Here is a 17,924-nt window from a genome sequence, read left to right as displayed (position 1 = left end):
GGTGGGTGCCGGTGCCCGGGTGCCAGGTGGTTGACCGGTGCCGGTCAGGTGCCGGGTGCCGGCAATATGCCGGCGGCGCGCTCCTCCAGAAGCTCCCGCGTGCGCTGGTTCCTGGCCAGTCCGGCCGCCGTCATGAACTCGGAGCGCGCCTCCCCGGCCCTCCCGAGCCGGGCCAGCAGTTCCCCGCGGACACTGGGCAGCAGGTGCGTTCCGCGCAGGGCCCCTGCGGAGGCGAGGCCGTCCACGATGGCCAGCGCGGCCGCCGGTCCGGTGGCCATGGATACCGCGACTGCCCTGTTCAGTTCCACCACGGGGCTGGGAGCGATTCTGCCCAGAGCCTCATAGAGCAGCACGATCCGCTGCCAGTCAGTGTCATCGACGCTGGGTGCCATCGAGTGGCATTCGGCAATGGCGGCCTGCAGCGCGTAATTGCCGCGGCCCCGTCCCAGCGCGTCGCAGCGGCGCAGGGCGGCACGGCCCCGGCCGATCTGCGCCCGGTCCCACCGGGTCCGGTCCTGGTCCGCCAGCAGGACCGGAGACCCGTCGGGTGTGGTGCGGGCGGCGAAGCGGGACGCCTGGAACTCCATCAGGGCCACCAGCCCGTGGGCCTCGGGTTCGCGGGGGACCAGCCCGGCCAGCATGCGCCCGATCCGCAGGGCCTCGCGCGCCAGGTCGGGCCTGATCCATGCATCTCCCGTGGTGGCCGCGTACCCTTCCGTGAACATCAGATAGACGACGCCGAGGACAGCTCCCAGCCGGGCGCCCCACTCGTTGGGCTCGGGAACTTCGAAGGGCACCCGGGCCGCCGCGAGCGTTTTCTTCGCCCGCACTATGCGCTGCTGCACGGTGGCGACGGGAACCAGGAACAGCCGTGCAATCTCCTCGGTGGTGAGGCCGCCCACCACCCGCAGCGTCAGGGCCATCTGGGCCTCCCGGGAGAGGACGGGGTGGCACGCGGTGAACACGAGCCTGAGCACGTCGTCCTCCAGCGGAACCCAGGCCACGCCGTCGTCGTCTTCCAGGTCCCGGGCAATGGCCCGGTACCGCTCCTCCAGCCGCTCGGACCGTCGCCACACGTCGATGGCCTTGCGCTTGGCCACGGCGGTGAGCCAGGCGGCAGGATTATCAGGAGTTCCGGATTCCGGCCATTGGACCAGGGCCTCGGCCAGGGCTTCCTGGGCCAGGTCCTCGGCGAAACCGACGTCCCGGGTGGCACGGGCGAGGGCCGCGACGATGTGGGCGCCTTCGATGCGCCACAGGGCATCAATCCGGCGCCGCACCGCGGCCCCCGCCTGTTGGTTCGCCGCCTCTTCGCTCACCGCCTCCTCCATTCCTGCTGGGCCTCCGCCGGATCCCGCCGTTGTCCGCCTGCCTGCTCAGGGCTGGTTCAGCTCCTGGCGCCACACCGCTTCCTTCTGGATGTACTCGTTGTCCGCGAAGTCAGCGAAGTCGTCGGCTTCAGCTATCCGGCGGACCTCAAGCTTCGATCCTGGACCAAGCGGGCAGCGGCTGGCCCACTCCTTCGCCTCTTCCGTGGAGGCCACCTGGACAATCCAAAAGCCGTTGAACAGCTCATGCGTTTCGCCGTATGGGCCATCCGTCACCACCGGCGGTTCCTCATCGAAGTTGACCACGAAGGCCGAGCCTTCGGACAGGTCGGTCAGGCCCTCGCCGGCGAGCATGACGCCAGCCTTGATGAGCTGTTCGTTGTAGGCGCCCATCTGGTTGAGGATCTCCTCGAACGGAACCTGCTTCGACGCTTCGATGGCTTCGTCCGTGGCGCGCATGATGAACATGTACTTCATGGTTTTCTCCTTGCCTTGACGTGGACGCCGTGTGCGTCCGTCTACTATCCCGTCGAACGGGTCTTGCAGAAATCGACAGGCGGCCTGGATTTTTTTGGCTGGCCGGGTTTTTGCAGCGCGGGACGGGTTCAGGCCGCAGTTCAGGCAGTGCCGAAGGGGTTGTCGATGGCGAACTTCCAACCCTCGCGTCCTTTGCGCAGGACGTCGGCCGTCCTGCCTTGGAGGTCCACATCGCTGCCGTCGGCCGCAGTGCCCTTTATGGCCCATTCGGCGATGGCGAGGGCAATATCGCCGAGGACGTAGACTTGGCGGGTGGTCATCCTGATGGGCAGTCCCGCCTGCAGGAATCCCATCATCGCGTTGACGCTGTCCTCGCCGGTTGTGGGCACGCCCGGCTGGGGAACAAACACCGCATCCGGCTCGAAGAACTCAAGCATTCCGTCAACGTCCCTGGCATTGAAGCGCGCGGCCCACGCCATGTGCAGCGCATGCGGATCGGGTATTCCCACGGTGCCCTCCCCAGGACTCCTGCCGGTCTGAGGTGGGCAATCTATCAGCAGCCGGGTGCGGAAGCTAGAGGGAAACTGCGCGCTCCGCACAGCGGCTGCTATCCGCGCCGGCGGACCTCAATCTGGCCCTCGTTCACCCTGGCTTCATAGCTTGGCTGGGGCGTGGTTGCCGGCCCGCGGACTATGTGGCCGTCCTCAAGCCGGAACGTGCTGCCGTGCCAGGGGCAGGCAATGCAGCCGTCGGTGATCTCTCCCTCCTCGAGCGGACCTCCCATGTGGCTGCACACGCTGTCCAGGGCCAGGATCCGTGACTCGGAGCGGTACAGCAGAACCGAGACTTTGCCCGCGTCCACTTTCCGGTGCTCCCCGTCCGCCAGTTCGGACTCCGCCAGAACGCGCTTCCAGTCCCTGGGGCCCGTCCTGCCTGCTGTCTTGTTGACGTTGACCGCGTTGCTGAAGCTGAGGTGGCCGCCGAGGAAGCCGCCGAACATCAGGACGCCGAAGCCGGCCAGCCCAAGAGCCTTTCCGAGGGGCCGGCTGCCGGCGGCACGGGCCACGGCCGAGGACGAGAACAGGCAAAGCGCCGATCCGTTGGCCACCGCGTGGACCAGCCCCACCCGCCGTGACTTTCCCTGCGTGTCGGACCAGTCGTTGAGGCCGGCGGCTGCGGTTGGAACGGCTGTTGCTATTCCCACGGCAACCAGGATGTCGGCGGCCGGCTCGGAGGCGGGCCCTCCCACGCTGTCCAGGACGGTTGCCATGGTCCAGGCCCCGATGGGGAAGTCGGTAAGGACGGGATGCAGCGGATGGCCCAGTGACGTGCCGCTGAGGGTGTTGCGGACCAGCCGCGGCTGTACGGCTTTCCCAACGGCCTTGGAGATGGCGGACGCCACCCCGTCCATCCTGTCGAAGTGTTCAATGGCATCAACTAGCGCATGCAGTGGGTTCACGGCGGACTCCTTCGGCCTGGCAGTCAGGAAAGGTGGTCCACCAAAGTCTGCATCGCCTGGGACACGATGACAAGGTGCTGGCAGGCCAGTCTCCGGTAACGTACTTGCACATGCCGTTGTCCTCACCCCGTATAGCCCGCGACCCCGCTGCCCCGGTTTCCGAGGGGCTGGTCAGGCCTGTCATGGCGGGCATCGTGACGGCGCTTGTCGGCTTCACCTCGACCTTCGCCGTGGTCCTTTCCGGCCTCCGTGCCGTGGGGGCGAACCCGCAGCAGGCGTCGAGCGGCCTCCTGGCCCTCTGCCTGGTGGTGGGCGCCGGCGTCGTGCTCCTGGCCTGGCGGAGCCGGGTCCCGGTGACCCTGGCCTGGTCAACGCCGGGGGCCGCCCTGCTGGCCGTCGCGGGAGTTCCCGACGGCGGATGGCCGGCCGCCGTCGGCGCCTTTCTGGTGACCGGGGTTCTGATCGCTGTGACCGGGCTCGTTCGCCCTTTGGGGCGGTTGATCAGCAGCATCCCGACACCCCTGGCGCAAGCCATGCTGGCCGGGGTTCTGCTGCCGTTGTGCCTTGCCCCGGTGGAGGGCCTGCAGAGCGCTCCGCTGCTGGTGGTACCGGTGTTGCTCTGCTGGCTGGTGCTGTCACGGTTGGCGCCCCGCTGGTCGGTTCCCGGCGCGCTGGCCGTTGCGCTCGCCGGCATTGTGGTCCAGTTGGTTGTTGAAGGACGGGCCGTGCCGGCGGCGGGCCTGCTGCCGGCGATGGAGTGGACCACACCGTCCTGGTCCCTGGGCACGGTGGCTGGCATCGCCCTGCCGCTTTACATCGTCACCATGGCGTCCCAGAATGTGCCTGGGGTGGCAGTGCTAGGTTCCTTCGGTTACCAGGCGCCGTGGCGGGCCTCCATGCTCGTCACCGGTGCCGGCACGCTGCTGGCCGCGCCGTTCGGCGGCCACGCCGTCAACCTTGCCGCGCTCAGCGCCGCGCTGGCAGCCGGGGAGGAAGCAGGCGCAGACCGCGGCCGGCGTTGGGTGGCAGGCTTCGTGTCGGGTCTGGCCTACCTGCTCCTGGGAGCCTTCTCCGCCGGGCTCGCCGCCCTCGTGGTTGCGGCTCCTCCGGGGGTGCTGGAAGCCGTCGCCGGACTCGCCCTGCTGGGCACACTCGCCGGGTCTGCCGCCTCGGCGCTGGCAGAGCCGGGCGAGCGGACGGGCGCCGTGGTGACCTTCCTCGTGGCCGCATCGGGGCTGAGCTTCATGGGCATTGGGGCAGCGTTCTGGGCCCTGCTGGCGGGGCTCCTGGTCCGCGAGGTCCTCAAGGTCCGGAACAGGCCGCAGGGCAAAACTGCGGGTTAGTTGCTGGCCACCCGCTGTGTTCTGTGTTCGGCGGCCGGGTAGACACCAAGGATCCACACCTCGGTGGTGAAGAAGTCGAGTTCCTCCAAAGCCAGGCTGAGCGGCAGGTCCCCGGGGTGGCCTTCGACATCTGCCATGAACATGGTCGCGGCAAACTCGTTGCCCACCATGTAGCTTTCAAGCCGGGTCATGTTCACGCCGTTCGTCGCGAAGCCGCCCAGTGCCTTGTAGAGCGCAGACGGAACGTTCCGGACACGGAACACGAAGCTGGTGACTGCCGGTCCGGGCAACGCTTCCCGGGCCGGCAGTTCCGTCTCCCGGGCCAGGACCACAAAGCGGGTGGTGTTGGAGGGGTCGTCCTCGACCGCTGAGGCCAGAACTTCAAGGCCGTAGAGCTCGGCAGCGAGCGGCGGCGCGAGGGACAGCTTGGTGGGATCGTTCCACTCGCGCACCTCGCGGGCTGACCCGGCGGTATCGCCGGCGATCACAGGTTTGAGCCCGGCCTCGCGGATCAGCTTCCGGCACTGGCCCAGGGCGTGGATGTGGCTGTGAACCTCGATGGCCCCCTCGATGGTGCTGCCCGGGATGCCGAGCAGGTCGAAGTGGATGGGCAGGAAGAACTCTCCCACGATCTGCAGGCCCGAGTGCGGCAGTAACAGGTGGATGTCCGCCACCCGGCCGGCGATGGAGTTCTCGATCGGGATCATCGCCAGATCCGTCTCGCCGCTGGACACCAGCTCGAAGGCGTCCTCGAAGCTGGCGCACGGAACGCTCTCCAGCTCCGGAAACATTTGCTTGCAGGCGATGTCTGAGTTGGCGCCGGGCTCACCCTGGAACGCTATTTTCTGGGCCATGCTCCGTATGATGTCACGCGCGGCGCCGCCTCACCCAAACGCGGGTTGCGCGGCGCCGCCTCACCAAACTGTGCTGCTCACCTCTTCGCGTAGTCAGTAAACCCCTGCCAGTCGATCACCACGCAGGCTTCATCGCCAACGGTCCAGGCATCATGTCCGGGCGGCATGATGGCGAAATCGCCCGGCCCGTACTCCATCTCCTCGCCGTCGTCCATGACGACCTTCATCCGGCCGGAGATGAAGTATCCCATGTGGGCAGCCTGGCAACTGTCCGTTTGCGCTATCGGTTTCACGTGCTCCGACCACCGCCAGCCCGGCTCGAACGTGGCCCTGCCAACGCTGCCGCCCTCCAGGTTCACTAGTTGGAGCTGGCCCTTGCCGCCCTCAAACGGCCGGGTTTCTTCTGGGGAGTCGAAACTCTTGCGGATTAAACCTGGCATCTTGACCTCCTGTTGTAGATATTCCTGCTGTGGGATGAAGGCTTGGATCGCAGAGGCTGCTGCCTGTTATGCCACGTTCTAGGCCCGGCCGGCCCGCATGTCAAGGACGGGAAATATAGGTCTAGGTGCGGGCGAGCCGCTCGATGTCCTCCCTGAATTCGTTGACCATGGCTTCGGTCACTGTGGCCTTGGTCTGACTGACAGCCTTGAGGTAGCTCTCCGTGGTCAGCGAGCCCTCAGCAGGTTGTCCGGTGCCATCCGGTGAATCGCGTACAGCACACTCCAACGCGCGTTGCGAGGCCTTCCGTGCGGCGAATTCGATGTCTGCGGGGGAAAAGCGTTCCGTTTGACGGGCCAGGGCGGGAACATCCACGTGCCGGGCCGCGGCTTCCGGGATGTACTTGGTCCAGATGGCTTCCCGGGCGGCGGGATCGGGCAGTCCGATCGGAATCACGTAGTCGAACCGTCCGTGCCGCAGGAAGGCAGTGTCCAAAGCCCGGATGAAATTGGTAGCGCAGATGAGGATCCGGCCTTCCTGCTCACGGAAGGCGGGAATGATCTTCAGCAGTTCATTCGTGACGCCCTGAAGAGGTGACGGCGGCTTTCCGCCACGCTGGGCCGCGATCTCCTCGACCTCATCGATGAAGACAACTGCATGGTCGAGGTGCGAGATGTCCTGGAAGGTCTGTCGCAGCGCTGCGGCCAGGCCCCTCGGGTCCGAGGCGAGGCGGGAGGGGGAGACCTCGACGAACGGCCATTCCAGCCGTGAAGCCACTGCCTTCGCAAAGGTGGTCTTCCCGGTCCCCGGCGGGCCGAACAGCATGACGGCACGCGGCGGAACGACGCCGAGTGAGGCGGCGAGATCGGTCCTCGCAAGGGGGAGGATCAGCCGCTGCTCAATGAGTTCCTTCTCCTTGTGCATGCCGGCCATCGACTCCCACAGCCCGCGGGGCAGAACGCGGCCGCCCAGCTGGCTCAATGGTCCTATCTCCTGGCGCTGGACCGGGACCACGCGTTCAAAGTACAGGAGGCCGTCCTCGACACCGTATTTGCTGTTTGAGAAGGCCTTGACGGGCGACTCGGTTGAGCGCACCAGCGCGGATATCCTCAGCACTCCGCGGGCCATGAGCCGTGACTCCAGACCGGTAAGAAGTGCGCTGCCCAGACCCTGGTCACGCCAGTCCGCGGCCTGGGCGAGCATGATCACCCAGGCGCGGTCCGCTTCGATGGTGGCAGCGGCGGCCCCGATCAGCCGTTCCCCGGCGACGGCGACGACGGCCTGCTGGTCCGTGCAGGCGGAAAGGACCTCGGACAGGCTGTAGACCGCAGGCTTGCCCGTATTCCGGGACTCCTGCCAGACCTCTACCAGCTGGTCCAGGTCCTCGGGATGGAACTCGCGGAGACGCCAGGGTTTCATATGCGCTGCCCCGAGTGCGGGGGCCGGGACTGCGCGGCCATCAGTCGGTCTCCGGCCCGTCGCAGTAAAAGCAGTAGGCGGCGTCGTCGCAGACGTCATCTACTTCGACATCTTTGGCTGGATTCGTACGGAAAGCAGTTGCGGTGCTGGTCATGGCAGTCTCGTTCTCTTCTGGGGGCCGACTCCAAAAGTATGAGCCGGGAATCACATAAGATAAAGCGATCTTTTCCATGCAATACGAGTTAGAAAAACTGTTTCTTCAGCCCGTGCAGGCAGCGGACCGGGATCGAAGAGTTACGGGGCCTGTGCGCCCTGGTCAAGCAACCGGCGGAGGGTCCTCAGGGCTGCGAGGGCGCGGCGGCTAACCAGGGCGGGGGAAATGCCGAACTGCGTTGCCACCTCGGCGACCGTAAGCCGCCCGTAATGCAGGGCCAGCAGGACGTCCCGTTGCTCCATGTCGAGCATCATCAGGGCCTCGCTGACGTGGGAGCCCGCCGGCTCGCTCTGGGCATTGACCATGGAGACAGACTCGCGTCGCGGCCTTCGAGATTTCCTAGGGACGCACCCCCACAGTTGGGCAGCATCAGGCGCTCTACTGGGCGGCGTCGAACCCCGCGAGCAGCCGCCGGGTAGCAGTCTGCATGTGTGAACGCATGGTCGCGGTGACGGCAGCGGGGTCATGGGCTTCGAGGGCGATGAAGATTTCGCGGTGTTCCTTCAGCGCCGCGGCCGCATGGCCTTCGTCGGTCAGTGCCCGGTCCACCCAAATGCGCAGCAGCGAGCGGATGCTTTGCAGCAGCTCGCGGAGCACCTGGTTGCCCGAACTGACAGCGATCTCCCGGTGGAACGCGGCGTCCGCCTCGACGAAGGCGGCCAGGTCCTCGAGGTTGTCTTCCATCGTCTGCAGGTTGGCGCGCATGCGGTCCAGCGCCGCATCGTCGATGCGTTCAGCCGCCAGCTGCGCGGCCTGCACCTCGAGCCCGCTCCTGAGCTCCACCAGCTCGCGGGTGCGGGGGGCGCCCAGCATGAGGCCCCAGCTCAGGGTCCGGGGCAGCAGCTCCGAGACGCCGTCCCGCAGATACGTGCCGGAGCCCGGCCGCACGATCACGATGCCCAGGATCTCCAGGGCTGCCAACGCTTCGCGGACTGCGGACCGGCCAACGCCGAGGGATGCGGCAAGCGTCCGTTCGGCAGGAAGCCTGGTGCCGGCCGCTATGTCTCCGCTGGTGAAGTAGGCAAGCAGGCGCTCCGCGACCTCGGACACCACCGACCCCTGTTCCATGGGGCCAAGGGCGGCGCTGATCTTGGCCATGGCGGCTGCGGAGTTTGCGGACATCTTCAAAGGGTAGCAACCGGCTGACCAACTTCGGGGGCTAAACAGCGAACGCCGAAGAAATTCGTCAACCGGTTGACCAATTTGCCTTGCCAATCGTATGGTTGATCTCACAACGCGTAGCCAATGCCGGTCTCCTGCCGGCGTAGGGCATGAGACAACCCCTAAGCATCCAGAGCAGGATGCGGCCGGGGATACCAATATCTAGGAGTCAATGTGGACACCACACAATCGGTGGTCGAAAGATCTGCAATCAGGAAAGTGGCGATCCGGCTGGTGCCGTTCGTCGCTTTGATGTTCTTCATCAACTACCTGGACCGCACGGCCATCTCCTTTGCCGGCCCCAACGGCATGAACACGGACCTCGCCCTCGGCGCGGCGCAGTTCGGCTTCGCTTCCGGCGTCTTCTTTATCGGCTATATCCTGCTCGAGGTGCCCAGCAACCTGGCCCTGCATAAGTTCGGCGCCCGGCGCTGGCTGGCCCGCATCATGGTCAGCTGGGGCATCGTCTCGCTCCTGTTCACCTGGGTCGGCAACGTTGAGCAGCTGTACATCCTGCGCTTCATCCTCGGCGTGGCCGAGGCCGGCTTCTTTCCGGGCGCCATCCTCTTCCTGAGCCTCTGGGTTCCGGCCCGGCACCGCAGCAAGATCCTCGCACTCTTCTACCTGGCCCAGCCGCTGACCACCGTCATCGGTGCCCCGCTGGCCGGCCTCCTCATCCAGCAGCACGGCCTCTTCGGCCTCGCCGGCTGGCGCGTCATGTTCTTCGGCGTTGCCGTCCCCGCGATCATCATCGGCATCATTGCCTGGTTCTACCTGGCAGACTCCCCGGCGAAGGCCAAGTGGCTCACCGCCGAAGAGAAGACCTGGCTGACCGGTGCGCTGGAGAAGGAAAAGAAGGAAACCGCTGCCAGCAACAAGCACGTCAGCGTCCGCACCGTCTTCGGCAACGGCCGCGTCTGGATGCTCTCCGCAATCTACTTTGGCTTCATCTACGGCCTGTACGCCCTCGGCTTCTTCCTGCCCACCATCATCGCGGGCTTTGAAGGCATCTACGGCACCAAGTTCGATGTCTTCCAGAAGGGCCTGATCACCGCGATCCCGTACCTGCCGGCCGCCTTTGCACTGTACTTCTGGTCCAAGGACGCCACCAAGCGCGGCGTCAAGACCTGGCACATCGCCGTTCCGGCCCTCATCGGCGGACTGAGCATCCCGCTGGCCCTGTTCGCAGGTTCCCCGGCAGCCACCATCGCCGTCATCACCGTCACGGCCATGTCCATCTTCGCGGCACTGCCCAACTTCTGGACTGTTCCCACGCAGTTCCTCACCGGCGCAGCCGCCGCTGCCGGCATCGCCCTGATCAATACGGTCGGCAACCTGGCAGGCTTCAGCGCCGGCTACGTCACCGGCTGGCTCAAGGACCTGACCGGAAACTACACGGTGCCGATGTTCGTCGTCGGCGGCTTCATGCTCCTGTCCTGCATCCTCATGGTGGCCCTGAGCCGCTCGGGCAAAATCAGCGAGGGCGTGCCCGCCGAGGCGTTGGATCCCGCCGGCGCCGGACACCACTCCGAGCCCTAGCAAGCCAGCTGCCGCCCAAAGCCGGTTGCGCCCTCCGCCAAGGAGGGCGCAACCACACCAGACCGATTTCGTCCCCAACGGTTCCCTAACCTCGCAAGCTCGGTTAGGGAACCCAGCGCCCAACCACCGGCCAACAGCCACCTCAGGAGAAACCGCAATGACCCGCCTGTTCAATGAACCCGCAGCGTTCGCTGATGAGATGATCGAGGGCTTTGTTGCCTCCCACGGCCTGTGGGTGCGGCGCGTTTCCGGCGGCGTGGCCCGCAGCACGAAGAGCACAGCGGACACGGTGGCGCTGGTGATCGGCGGCGGTTCCGGGCACTATCCGGCGTTCGCCGGGCTGGTCGGCCAGGGCCTGGCCCACGGTGCCGCGATGGGTAACCTCTTCGCATCCCCTTCGGCGCAGCAGGTCTACAGCGTGGCCAAGGTCGCCAACAACGGTGCCGGCGTCCTGCTGGGCTACGGCAACTACGCCGGCGATGTCCTGCACTTCACCCAGGCACAGGAGCGCCTCCGCCGTGAGGGCATCGACTGCCGCAGCATCGCCGTCACGGACGACGTTTCTTCCGCCCCGCTGGAGGAGCGCGCGAAGCGGCGCGGCATCGCAGGGGACCTGACGGTCTTCAAGGTCGCGGCCGCCGCAGCCGAGGCCGGCTACAGCATGGACGCCACGGTGGAAATCGCCGAGCGTGCCAACGACCGCACCCGGTCCTTCGGCGTCGCGTTCACCGGCTGTACCCTTCCCGGGGCCGAGAACCCGCTGTTCACCGTCCCGGAGGGCCGGATGGCCGTGGGTATGGGCATTCACGGTGAGCCCGGCATCGCTGAAACGGACATCCCGACGGCGGACGAACTCGCCGCACTGCTTGTCACCAAGCTCCTCACCGAGGTCCCGGACGGGCTCCTGGCGCCAGGCGCCAGGGTGGTGCCTATCCTCAACGGCCTGGGCAGCGTGAAGTACGAGGAACTGTTCGTGGTTTACCGCCGCGTCGCCCAGCTCCTGGCCGAGGCCGGTCTGGAAGCCGTTGACCCGCAGGTCGGCGAGCTGGTCACGAGCTTCGACATGGCCGGCACCTCGCTGACCCTCTTCTGGCTCGACGAGGAACTGGAAACCCTCTGGAACGCACCCGCTGACGCGCCTTCCTTCCGCCGCGGTGCCGTCACGGCCGCTGCCCTCGACACTGCTGCCCTCAGCGCCGGCGAACTGTCCGCGGAAGCGGCAGAAGACGTGGTGATCCCGGAAGCCACGGACGAGTCGCGTGCAGCTGCAGTGCGTGTCCTGGCCGCCCTCGCCGCCGCGAAGGACGTCGTTGACGCCAACGTCGAGGAACTGGGCCGCATCGATGCGATCGCCGGCGACGGCGACCACGGCATCGGCATGGAGCGCGGTGTCCGGGCCGCGGTCGAGGCCGCAACGGACGCCGTCGACCGCGGTGCCGGTGCGGCCAGCACGCTGCATCTGGCCGCCGACGCTTGGGCCGACCGGGCCGGCGGCACCTCCGGTGCGCTCTGGGGCATGGCCCTGCGGGCAGTCGGGGACGCGATCGGGGACAGCAACACGCCCGACGGCGGCGCTGTAGCTGCCGGAGTGGCCGAGGCCGCCGCCTCGATCATGGGCTTCGGCAAGGCAAAGGTGGGCGACAAGACCCTTGTGGACGTGCTGGTTCCGTTCCGCGACGCCCTGTCCGCCGCCGTCGGCTCCGGGCAGTCCCTCACCGACGCTTGGGGCGCGGCAGCCACCGTGGCCCAGCAGGCCGCCGAGGAAACCGCCAACCTGCTGCCCCTCATGGGCAGGGCACGCCCGCACGCCGAGAAGAGCCTCGGCACACCCGATGCCGGCGCCGTATCCATGGCGCTGATCGTCCGCGCCATCCACAACACCTTCGCTGAGGCGAAAGCTGCAGCAACCACCACTAAGGAGAACGCATGAGCGCCAAACTGCGCCTGATCGTCGGTTCCGACGACGCCGGATTCGAGTACAAGGAAGCCCTGAAGGCGGACCTGGAAGCCAGCGAACTGGTCGAGTCCGTGCAGGACGTCGGAGTGGACGCCACGAGCCACACCCCGTACCCGTCCGTGGCCATCGCCGCCGCCGAACTCATCGCCGCCGGCAAGGCCGACCGCGCCCTGCTGGTCTGCGGCACGGGCCTGGGCGTCGCCATCGCCGCGAACAAGGTCCCCGGCATCCGCGCCGTCACCGCGCACGACAGCTTCTCCGTTGAGCGCTCCATCCTGAGCAACAACGCCCAGGTCCTCACCTTCGGCCAGCGCGTCGTGGGCCTGGAGCTCGCCCGCCGGCTCGCCAAGGAATGGCTGACGTACACCTTTGATGAGTCCTCGGCATCCGCCGAGAAGGTCACCCTGATTAAGGACTATGAAGGTGTCACTTCCTGCTAACCCCTCCGCCGCCGGTTCAGTCCGGCAGCGGGCGATCATCGGCGTCAGCCTGAAGATGTACTTCGGCTACGAACGCACCCTGGGCTGGTGCCGGGACGTGGCTGACATCGCCTCGGCCCACCCGGCCGTCCGCAGCGGCGACATTGAACTGTTTGCCCTGCCGGCCCACCCGGTCCTGCCCGAGTGCGCGCGGATCCTGTCCGCCGCCGGGGCGGCGGCCGGCGCCCAGGACATTTTCTGGGAGGACGAAGGCGCCTTCACCGGCGAGGTCAGCGGCAAGATGGTGGCCGAAACCGGCGGCCGTTACGCCGAGGTGGGCCACGCCGAACGGCGCCGCATCTTCGGCGAGGACGACGACGTGATCGGGCTGAAGACCGCCGCGGCCTACCGCAACGGCCTCACCCCGGTGCTGTGCGTGGGCGAACCCGACCGCGGCACCCCGGCGGACGCCATCAAGCACTGCACCCGCGAAATCGACGGCGTCCTGAACCGGGCCGGAAGCCTCGGCAGCACCGGGCGCACCATCGTGGCCTACGAGCCGCAGTGGGCCATCGGTGCAGCCGAACCGGCCTCGCCTAAGTTCATCAGCGAAGTCATCACCGGGCTGGACGACCACCTGCGCAGTCGCGCGGGCCAGGAGGACAGCCGGGTGATCTACGGCGGCAGCGCCGGCCCCGGCCTCATCAGCCAGCTCGGTCCCGCCGTCGCCGGACTGTTCCTGGGCCGCTTCGCCCACAATCCGGCAGCCGTCAGGGACATCCTGGACGAGGCCGCAGAGCGCCTTGGACTCACGGAACCGGGTCTGCTGGAACCGGCACTGCTGCAAACCGTGGGGGGCCGGGCATGAACGCCACTGGAGGCCATGGTTCAAGGATCGGACTGAGTAGCTACGCGTTTTTCTGGCAGCTTTCGGACCGGGTTTCGCGTCCGCTGAGCATCCACGAGGCGCTCGGGCGGACCGCGGCGCTGGGTGTGGACCTGTTCCAGATCTGCGACTACGCACCGCTGGAAACCATGACCGACGACGAACTGCGGGCCGTGCGGGCCACCTCCGACTCGTTCGGGATCAGCCTGGAGCTCGGCACCAAGGGCATCCGGCCCGAGCACCTGCGCCGGTTCCTGCACATCGCCAAGATCCTGGGTGCGCCGCTGCTGCGGACCATGTTCAACGTCCCGGGCCACACCCCGACGGCGGACGAGGCGGTGGAAATCTTCACCGAGATCCTGCCCGAGTTCAAGGCAGCCGGGGTGCGGATCGCGCTGGAGACCTACGAACAGGTACCCACGTCCCGGATCCTGGAGGTCGTGGAGCGCGTCGGAAGCCTGTACCTGGGCGTGTGCAGCGACCCGGCCAACACCGTGGCGGCCCTGGAGTCGCCGCGTGAGGTGATTGACGCCGTCGCACCCCACGTCCTGAACATGCACATCAAAGACTTTGCGTTCAGCCGCAAGGAGGGGTGGGTCGGGTTCACATACTCCGGCGCGCCGCTCGGCGAAGGCCTTCTGGACTACGACTACATGGCCCTGAAGCTTCAGCCCAAAGAAAGAAACATCAACCAGATCGTCGAACACTGGCTGCCGTGGCAGGACTCCGAGGACGAAACCATCCGCCTCGAAAACCAGTGGACCCAGCAAAGCCTCGATTTCCTAAGGAGCAAATGAAATGTCTGCAGAACAGTTGACCGTCGCCGTTATCGGAGCCGGAGGCAAGATGGGGATGCGCGTTTCCCGCAACCTCCAGAAGTCCAGCCACACCGTGTTCTACTCCGAGAACTCACCCGGCGGCCAGGACCGCGTCCGCGCCGAAGGCCGTGAAATCACCGCCACCGACGAGGCCGTCAAGGGCGCCGACGTCGTGATCCTCGCCGTTCCGGACACCGTCCTGGGCGTCGTGTCCGAAGGCGTCGTCCCGCAGATGAAGTCCGGCGCCATCCTGCTCACCCTGGACCCGGCCGCCGCCTACGCCGGCCTGCTCGCCCAGCGCGAGGACGTCGTCCAGGCCGTGGCCCACCCCTGCCACCCGTCCGTGTTCCTGGAGCGCACCACCAAGGAAGAATGGGCCGATACCTTCGGCGGCGAGGGCGCCCCGCAGAACGTCGTCGCCGCGATCGACGAGGACGCCACCGAGGACACCAAGGCTGCCGCCGAGGCCACCATCCGCGTCATCTACGCCCCCGTGATCGACGTCCACTGGGTCACCGTGAAGCAGCTCGCCATCCTCGAGCCCACCCTCGTGGAGACCGTGGCCTGCATGATCGGCACCCTGCTCAACGAAGCCCTGCACGAGACCGTCCACACCGCCGGCGTGCCTGAGGAAGCAGCCAAGGCCATGCTGTTCGGCCACGTGCAGATCGCCCTCACCAACGCCCTGCGCGGCTCCAACCCGTTCTCCGAGGCCTGCGAAATCGCCATCCAGTACGGCAAGGACACCATCATCAAGGACGACTGGAAGAAGATCTTCGACGACTCAGAGCTCGACAGTGTCATCGCCAAGATGCTGAAGCTGGACGCCGTCAAGCGCTAAACCGTCAGCCGACAACCCGGCTTTAGGCAGAGGATCCATCCCCCGGATGGATCCTCTGCCGTTTAAGCGGTGCTTCAAAGATTTCCGGCACGTTAAATCTTTGCCGGCTGATCCGCCGTCGGGCATGTCCGGCCTCAACGTGACTTGAACGGCGCCGGTTTTCCTGCCCGGTGGGGGACCCCTTGCGGCGTGGGGAACTGCCTCATTCGAAGCAGCGTTTCCTTTATGCAAACGAATGGATTAGTGCACTAGTTTTCGCATTATGTCCGGTCTGACCTCGTGTTTCTTCTCACGGGCCGTATCCTTGCGGGCGGCATTGGGGCGTCAATAGCGTGGATAAGGACCCTTCGAACGAGCTAAGGACTTATATGCCCTCGCCAGCCGCCACGGATCCACGACCCATCCATCCCGGCAGGAGCCGGATACCAGTCCTGGCACGCCTGACATCGGGCCTCCGCTGGGACCTGCCGGCGTCCCTCGTGGTGTTTCTCGTTGCCGTTCCGCTGTCCCTCGGCATCGCCGCGGCGTCGGGCGCGCCGGTCATGGCGGGACTGATCGCGGCCGCAGTGGGAGGCATCGTCGCCGGCAGCCTGGGCGGCTCGCCGCTGCAGGTCAGCGGCCCGGCAGCGGGCCTGACCGTCATCGTCGCAGGCCTCATCGAGCAGTTCGGCTGGCCCGTCACCTGCGCCATCACTGTGGCCGCCGGCATCCTCCAGGTGCTGCTTGGCATGGCCAAGGTGGGGCGTGTGGCGCTTGCCATCGCGCCGGTGGTGGTGCACGCGATGCTTGCCGGGATCGGCATCATCATCGTCCTGCAGCAGCTGCATGTGATGCTTGGCAGCGAAGCCGGCGAAGCGGCGCTGCACAACATTGTGGCACTGCCGGACAGCCTGGCCGCCCTCGATCCGCAAGCCGCGTTCCTGGGGGCTGTGGTGATCGCGCTGCTGGCCGGCTGGAAGCACATGCCGGCAGCCGTCCGCCGCGTCCCCGGCCCGCTGGTGGCCGTGGTGGCCGCGACCCTGCTGTCCCTCCCGTTCAATTCCGACGTCGACCGAATCACCTTTGATGGTTCGTTGCTGGACGCCCTCTCACTTCCGCACCTGCCGCAGGGGGAGTGGACCGCCATAGCGGTCGGCGTCGTCACAATCGCCCTGGTGGCGAGCGTGGAGTCGCTGCTGTCCGCCGTCGCCGTCGACAAGATGCACCACGGCGAGCGTACAAATTTCAACCGTGAACTGCTCGGCCAGGGCGCTGCCAACGTGACGTCAGGCATGCTGGGCGGCCTGCCCGTCACCGGCGTGATCGTCCGCAGTGCCACAAATGTCGAGGCCGCGGCGCGCACCCGCAAGTCCGCCGTCCTCCACGGCATCTGGGTCCTGGTCTTTTCCCTGCTGCTGGCGGGAGTCATTCAGCTGGTGCCCCAGGCCGTGCTTGCCGGGCTGCTCATCATGATCGGCATCCGCCTCGTGAAGGTGGCCGATTTCCAGACGGCACGCGTCACGGGCGACCTGGCCGTTTATGCCGCCACGCTGCTCACGGTGGTGTTCGTCAACCTCCTGGCCGGGGTGCTGATCGGGCTCGCGCTGGCAGTGCTGCTGGTCCTGTGGCGTGTGGTCCGGGCCAGCATCCACGCGGAGCCCCTCGGCGGAACAGCCGAAGGCCGCTGGCGCGTGGTCATCGACGGCTCCTGCACGTTCCTGTCGCTTCCCCGCCTGAGCAAGGTGCTGGCCGCGGTGCCGCCGGCGGCGCATGTCACGGTGGAGCTCGACGTGGACTACCTCGACCACCCGGTGCATGACACCCTGGAGGCCTGGCGTGTGCGGCACGTGAACAACGGCGGCAGTGTCGAGATCGAGGAAACCGGCACCGCCACGCTCCACGCCGCCTTGGCGGGAACTCCCGCACGCGGCTCGTCGCGCTCGGCACTGCGCGGCGGCTTCGCGCCCTGGCGGAGCTGGCAGCGGGACGCTGCGCCGCTGCCCGCAGGGGCAGCCGGACACGTCCCGGCCCCGGTGCGCTCGGTGCTCAACGGCGTGGACAGCTACCACCGCCGCCACGCCCACCTGCTGCGTCCGCACGTCCAGGAACTGTCCACCTTCCAGGACCCCGACACGCTTTTCATCACCTGCGCCGATTCCCGGCTGGTGCCCAACCTGATCACCAGCAGCGGCCCGGGGGACCTGTTCACGGTCCGGAACGTGGGCAACGTGGTGGGGAGCGACCGCCTCGAACCGTCTGTTGAGGCATCCCTGAAGTTCGCCCTCGACGAGCTGTCGGTGACCTCAGTGGTGGTCTGCGGCCACTCCGGCTGCGGCGCCATGACCGCCCTGCTCGCCGGACCTGCCTCCGGCCAGAAGGCCTCGGACCCGAGTCCGGACGGGAAGGAGGAACGTTGCCCCGTCCAGTCCTGGCTGGACCACGGACGGCCGAGCCTCGAGTCGTTCCATGCCGGTCACCCCGTCCAGGTTGCAGCTGAGAAAGCCGGGTACGGCGCGGTGGACCAGCTGGCCATGGTCAACGTTGCTGTCCAGCTCGAGCGGCTGCAGCAGCACGCCAGCCTGCAGGACACCGTCCGGAGCGGTGACGTCCATGTGACGGGCCTGTTCTATGACATCGCCACGGCCCGGGTCCTGCAGATCACGCCCACGGGCATCAGCCACCTGGATCCGCTGCCGCGGGCCGAAGAGCTGGCCCCGGCCTGACGGGCCCTAATTCACATCTGAATGGAGTGCGCAGTTCGGCGGCCAGTCAACGACCGGCCGCCGAACTGC

At 67.1% G+C, this 17,924-nt stretch carries 17 protein-coding genes; 8 read left to right on the top strand and 9 right to left on the bottom strand.

Annotated elements, in window-relative coordinates:
• Nucleotides 1-44: 44 nt before the first annotated feature.
• The 4 genes from QFZ33_RS23400 to QFZ33_RS23385 form a co-directional block, all read right to left on the bottom strand.
• Entirely contained in the window at nt 45-1,331 is a 1,287-nt protein-coding gene (locus QFZ33_RS23400) for an RNA polymerase sigma factor (protein ID WP_373427321.1), read from the bottom strand.
• Nucleotides 1,332-1,376: 45 nt separating this feature from the next.
• Nucleotides 1,377-1,805 carry a YciI family protein gene (locus QFZ33_RS23395; protein ID WP_307031457.1) on the bottom strand — a complete coding sequence of 143 codons (429 nt, stop codon included), beginning with the start codon at nt 1,803-1,805 and terminating at the stop codon, nt 1,377-1,379.
• Nucleotides 1,806-1,945: 140 nt separating this feature from the next.
• Entirely contained in the window at nt 1,946-2,314 is a 369-nt protein-coding gene (locus QFZ33_RS23390) for a YybH family protein (protein ID WP_307031455.1), read from the bottom strand.
• 98 nt (nt 2,315-2,412) lie between these two features.
• A complete protein-coding gene (locus QFZ33_RS23385) occupies nt 2,413-3,264 on the bottom strand; it encodes a Rieske 2Fe-2S domain-containing protein (RefSeq protein ID WP_307031453.1) in 852 nt (283 codons plus the stop codon).
• 110 nt (nt 3,265-3,374) lie between these two features.
• On the opposite strand from QFZ33_RS23385, the gene QFZ33_RS23380 reads away from it, so the two are divergent.
• Entirely contained in the window at nt 3,375-4,607 is a 1,233-nt protein-coding gene (locus tag QFZ33_RS23380) for a benzoate/H(+) symporter BenE family transporter (RefSeq protein WP_373427320.1), read from the top strand.
• Here the strand turns inward: QFZ33_RS23380 and QFZ33_RS23375 are convergent.
• The 5 genes from QFZ33_RS23375 to QFZ33_RS23355 form a co-directional block, all read right to left on the bottom strand.
• Complete coding sequence (locus QFZ33_RS23375; RefSeq protein WP_307031451.1) at nt 4,604-5,461, bottom strand: prephenate dehydratase; 858 nt, start codon at nt 5,459-5,461, stop codon at nt 4,604-4,606. The two genes, QFZ33_RS23380 and QFZ33_RS23375, sit on opposite strands and share 4 nt — an antisense overlap.
• 77 nt (nt 5,462-5,538) lie before the next feature.
• Entirely contained in the window at nt 5,539-5,901 is a 363-nt protein-coding gene (locus tag QFZ33_RS23370; RefSeq protein WP_307031449.1) for a cupin domain-containing protein, read from the bottom strand.
• A 121-nt stretch (nt 5,902-6,022) separates the two neighbouring features.
• The gene (locus QFZ33_RS23365; RefSeq protein WP_307031447.1) at nt 6,023-7,318 is read right to left on the bottom strand and encodes an ATP-binding protein; all 1,296 of its coding nucleotides are present in this window, start codon (nt 7,316-7,318) and stop codon (nt 6,023-6,025) included.
• A gap of 294 nt (nt 7,319-7,612) precedes the next feature.
• Nucleotides 7,613-7,837, bottom strand: coding sequence for a sigma factor-like helix-turn-helix DNA-binding protein (locus QFZ33_RS23360; protein ID WP_307031444.1), 225 nt, complete (start codon nt 7,835-7,837; stop codon nt 7,613-7,615).
• 73 nt (nt 7,838-7,910) lie between these two features.
• Nucleotides 7,911-8,654, bottom strand: coding sequence for a FadR/GntR family transcriptional regulator (locus QFZ33_RS23355; RefSeq protein ID WP_307031442.1), 744 nt, complete (start codon nt 8,652-8,654; stop codon nt 7,911-7,913).
• Nucleotides 8,655-8,867: 213 nt separating this feature from the next.
• Here QFZ33_RS23355 and QFZ33_RS23350 point away from each other — a divergent pair, with 213 nt between their 5' ends.
• The 7 genes from QFZ33_RS23350 (at nt 8,868) to QFZ33_RS23320 (ending at nt 17,855) form a co-directional block, all read left to right on the top strand.
• A complete protein-coding gene (locus tag QFZ33_RS23350) occupies nt 8,868-10,232 on the top strand; it encodes an MFS transporter (RefSeq protein ID WP_307031440.1) in 1,365 nt (454 codons plus the stop codon).
• A 157-nt stretch (nt 10,233-10,389) separates the two neighbouring features.
• The gene (locus QFZ33_RS23345) at nt 10,390-12,162 is read left to right on the top strand and encodes a dihydroxyacetone kinase family protein (RefSeq protein ID WP_307031438.1); all 1,773 of its coding nucleotides are present in this window, start codon (nt 10,390-10,392) and stop codon (nt 12,160-12,162) included.
• Entirely contained in the window at nt 12,159-12,629 is a 471-nt protein-coding gene (locus QFZ33_RS23340) for a ribose-5-phosphate isomerase (protein WP_307031436.1), read from the top strand. The genes QFZ33_RS23345 and QFZ33_RS23340 overlap by 4 nt, the downstream gene beginning before the upstream one ends.
• Entirely contained in the window at nt 12,613-13,476 is an 864-nt protein-coding gene (locus QFZ33_RS23335; protein ID WP_307031435.1) for a triose-phosphate isomerase family protein, read from the top strand. Before QFZ33_RS23340 ends, QFZ33_RS23335 begins: the two co-directional genes overlap by 17 nt.
• Nucleotides 13,473-14,291, top strand: a complete 819-nt coding sequence (locus tag QFZ33_RS23330) for a sugar phosphate isomerase/epimerase family protein (protein WP_307031433.1) — start codon at nt 13,473-13,475, stop codon at nt 14,289-14,291. Before QFZ33_RS23335 ends, QFZ33_RS23330 begins: the two co-directional genes overlap by 4 nt.
• A 1-nt stretch (nt 14,292) precedes the next feature.
• Entirely contained in the window at nt 14,293-15,153 is an 861-nt protein-coding gene (locus QFZ33_RS23325; RefSeq protein ID WP_307031431.1) for a phosphogluconate dehydrogenase C-terminal domain-containing protein, read from the top strand.
• Nucleotides 15,154-15,521: 368 nt separating this feature from the next.
• Nucleotides 15,522-17,855, top strand: coding sequence for a bifunctional SulP family inorganic anion transporter/carbonic anhydrase (locus QFZ33_RS23320; RefSeq protein WP_307031429.1), 2,334 nt, complete (start codon nt 15,522-15,524; stop codon nt 17,853-17,855).
• Nucleotides 17,856-17,924 lie beyond the last annotated feature (69 nt).

Origin of the sequence: Arthrobacter globiformis (assembly GCF_030815865.1) — a bacterium.
Lineage (GTDB): Bacteria > Actinomycetota > Actinomycetes > Actinomycetales > Micrococcaceae > Arthrobacter > Arthrobacter globiformis_B.
The sequence above is the reverse complement of the archived record's forward strand: the minus strand, read 5'-3'. Positions and strand labels throughout refer to the sequence as shown.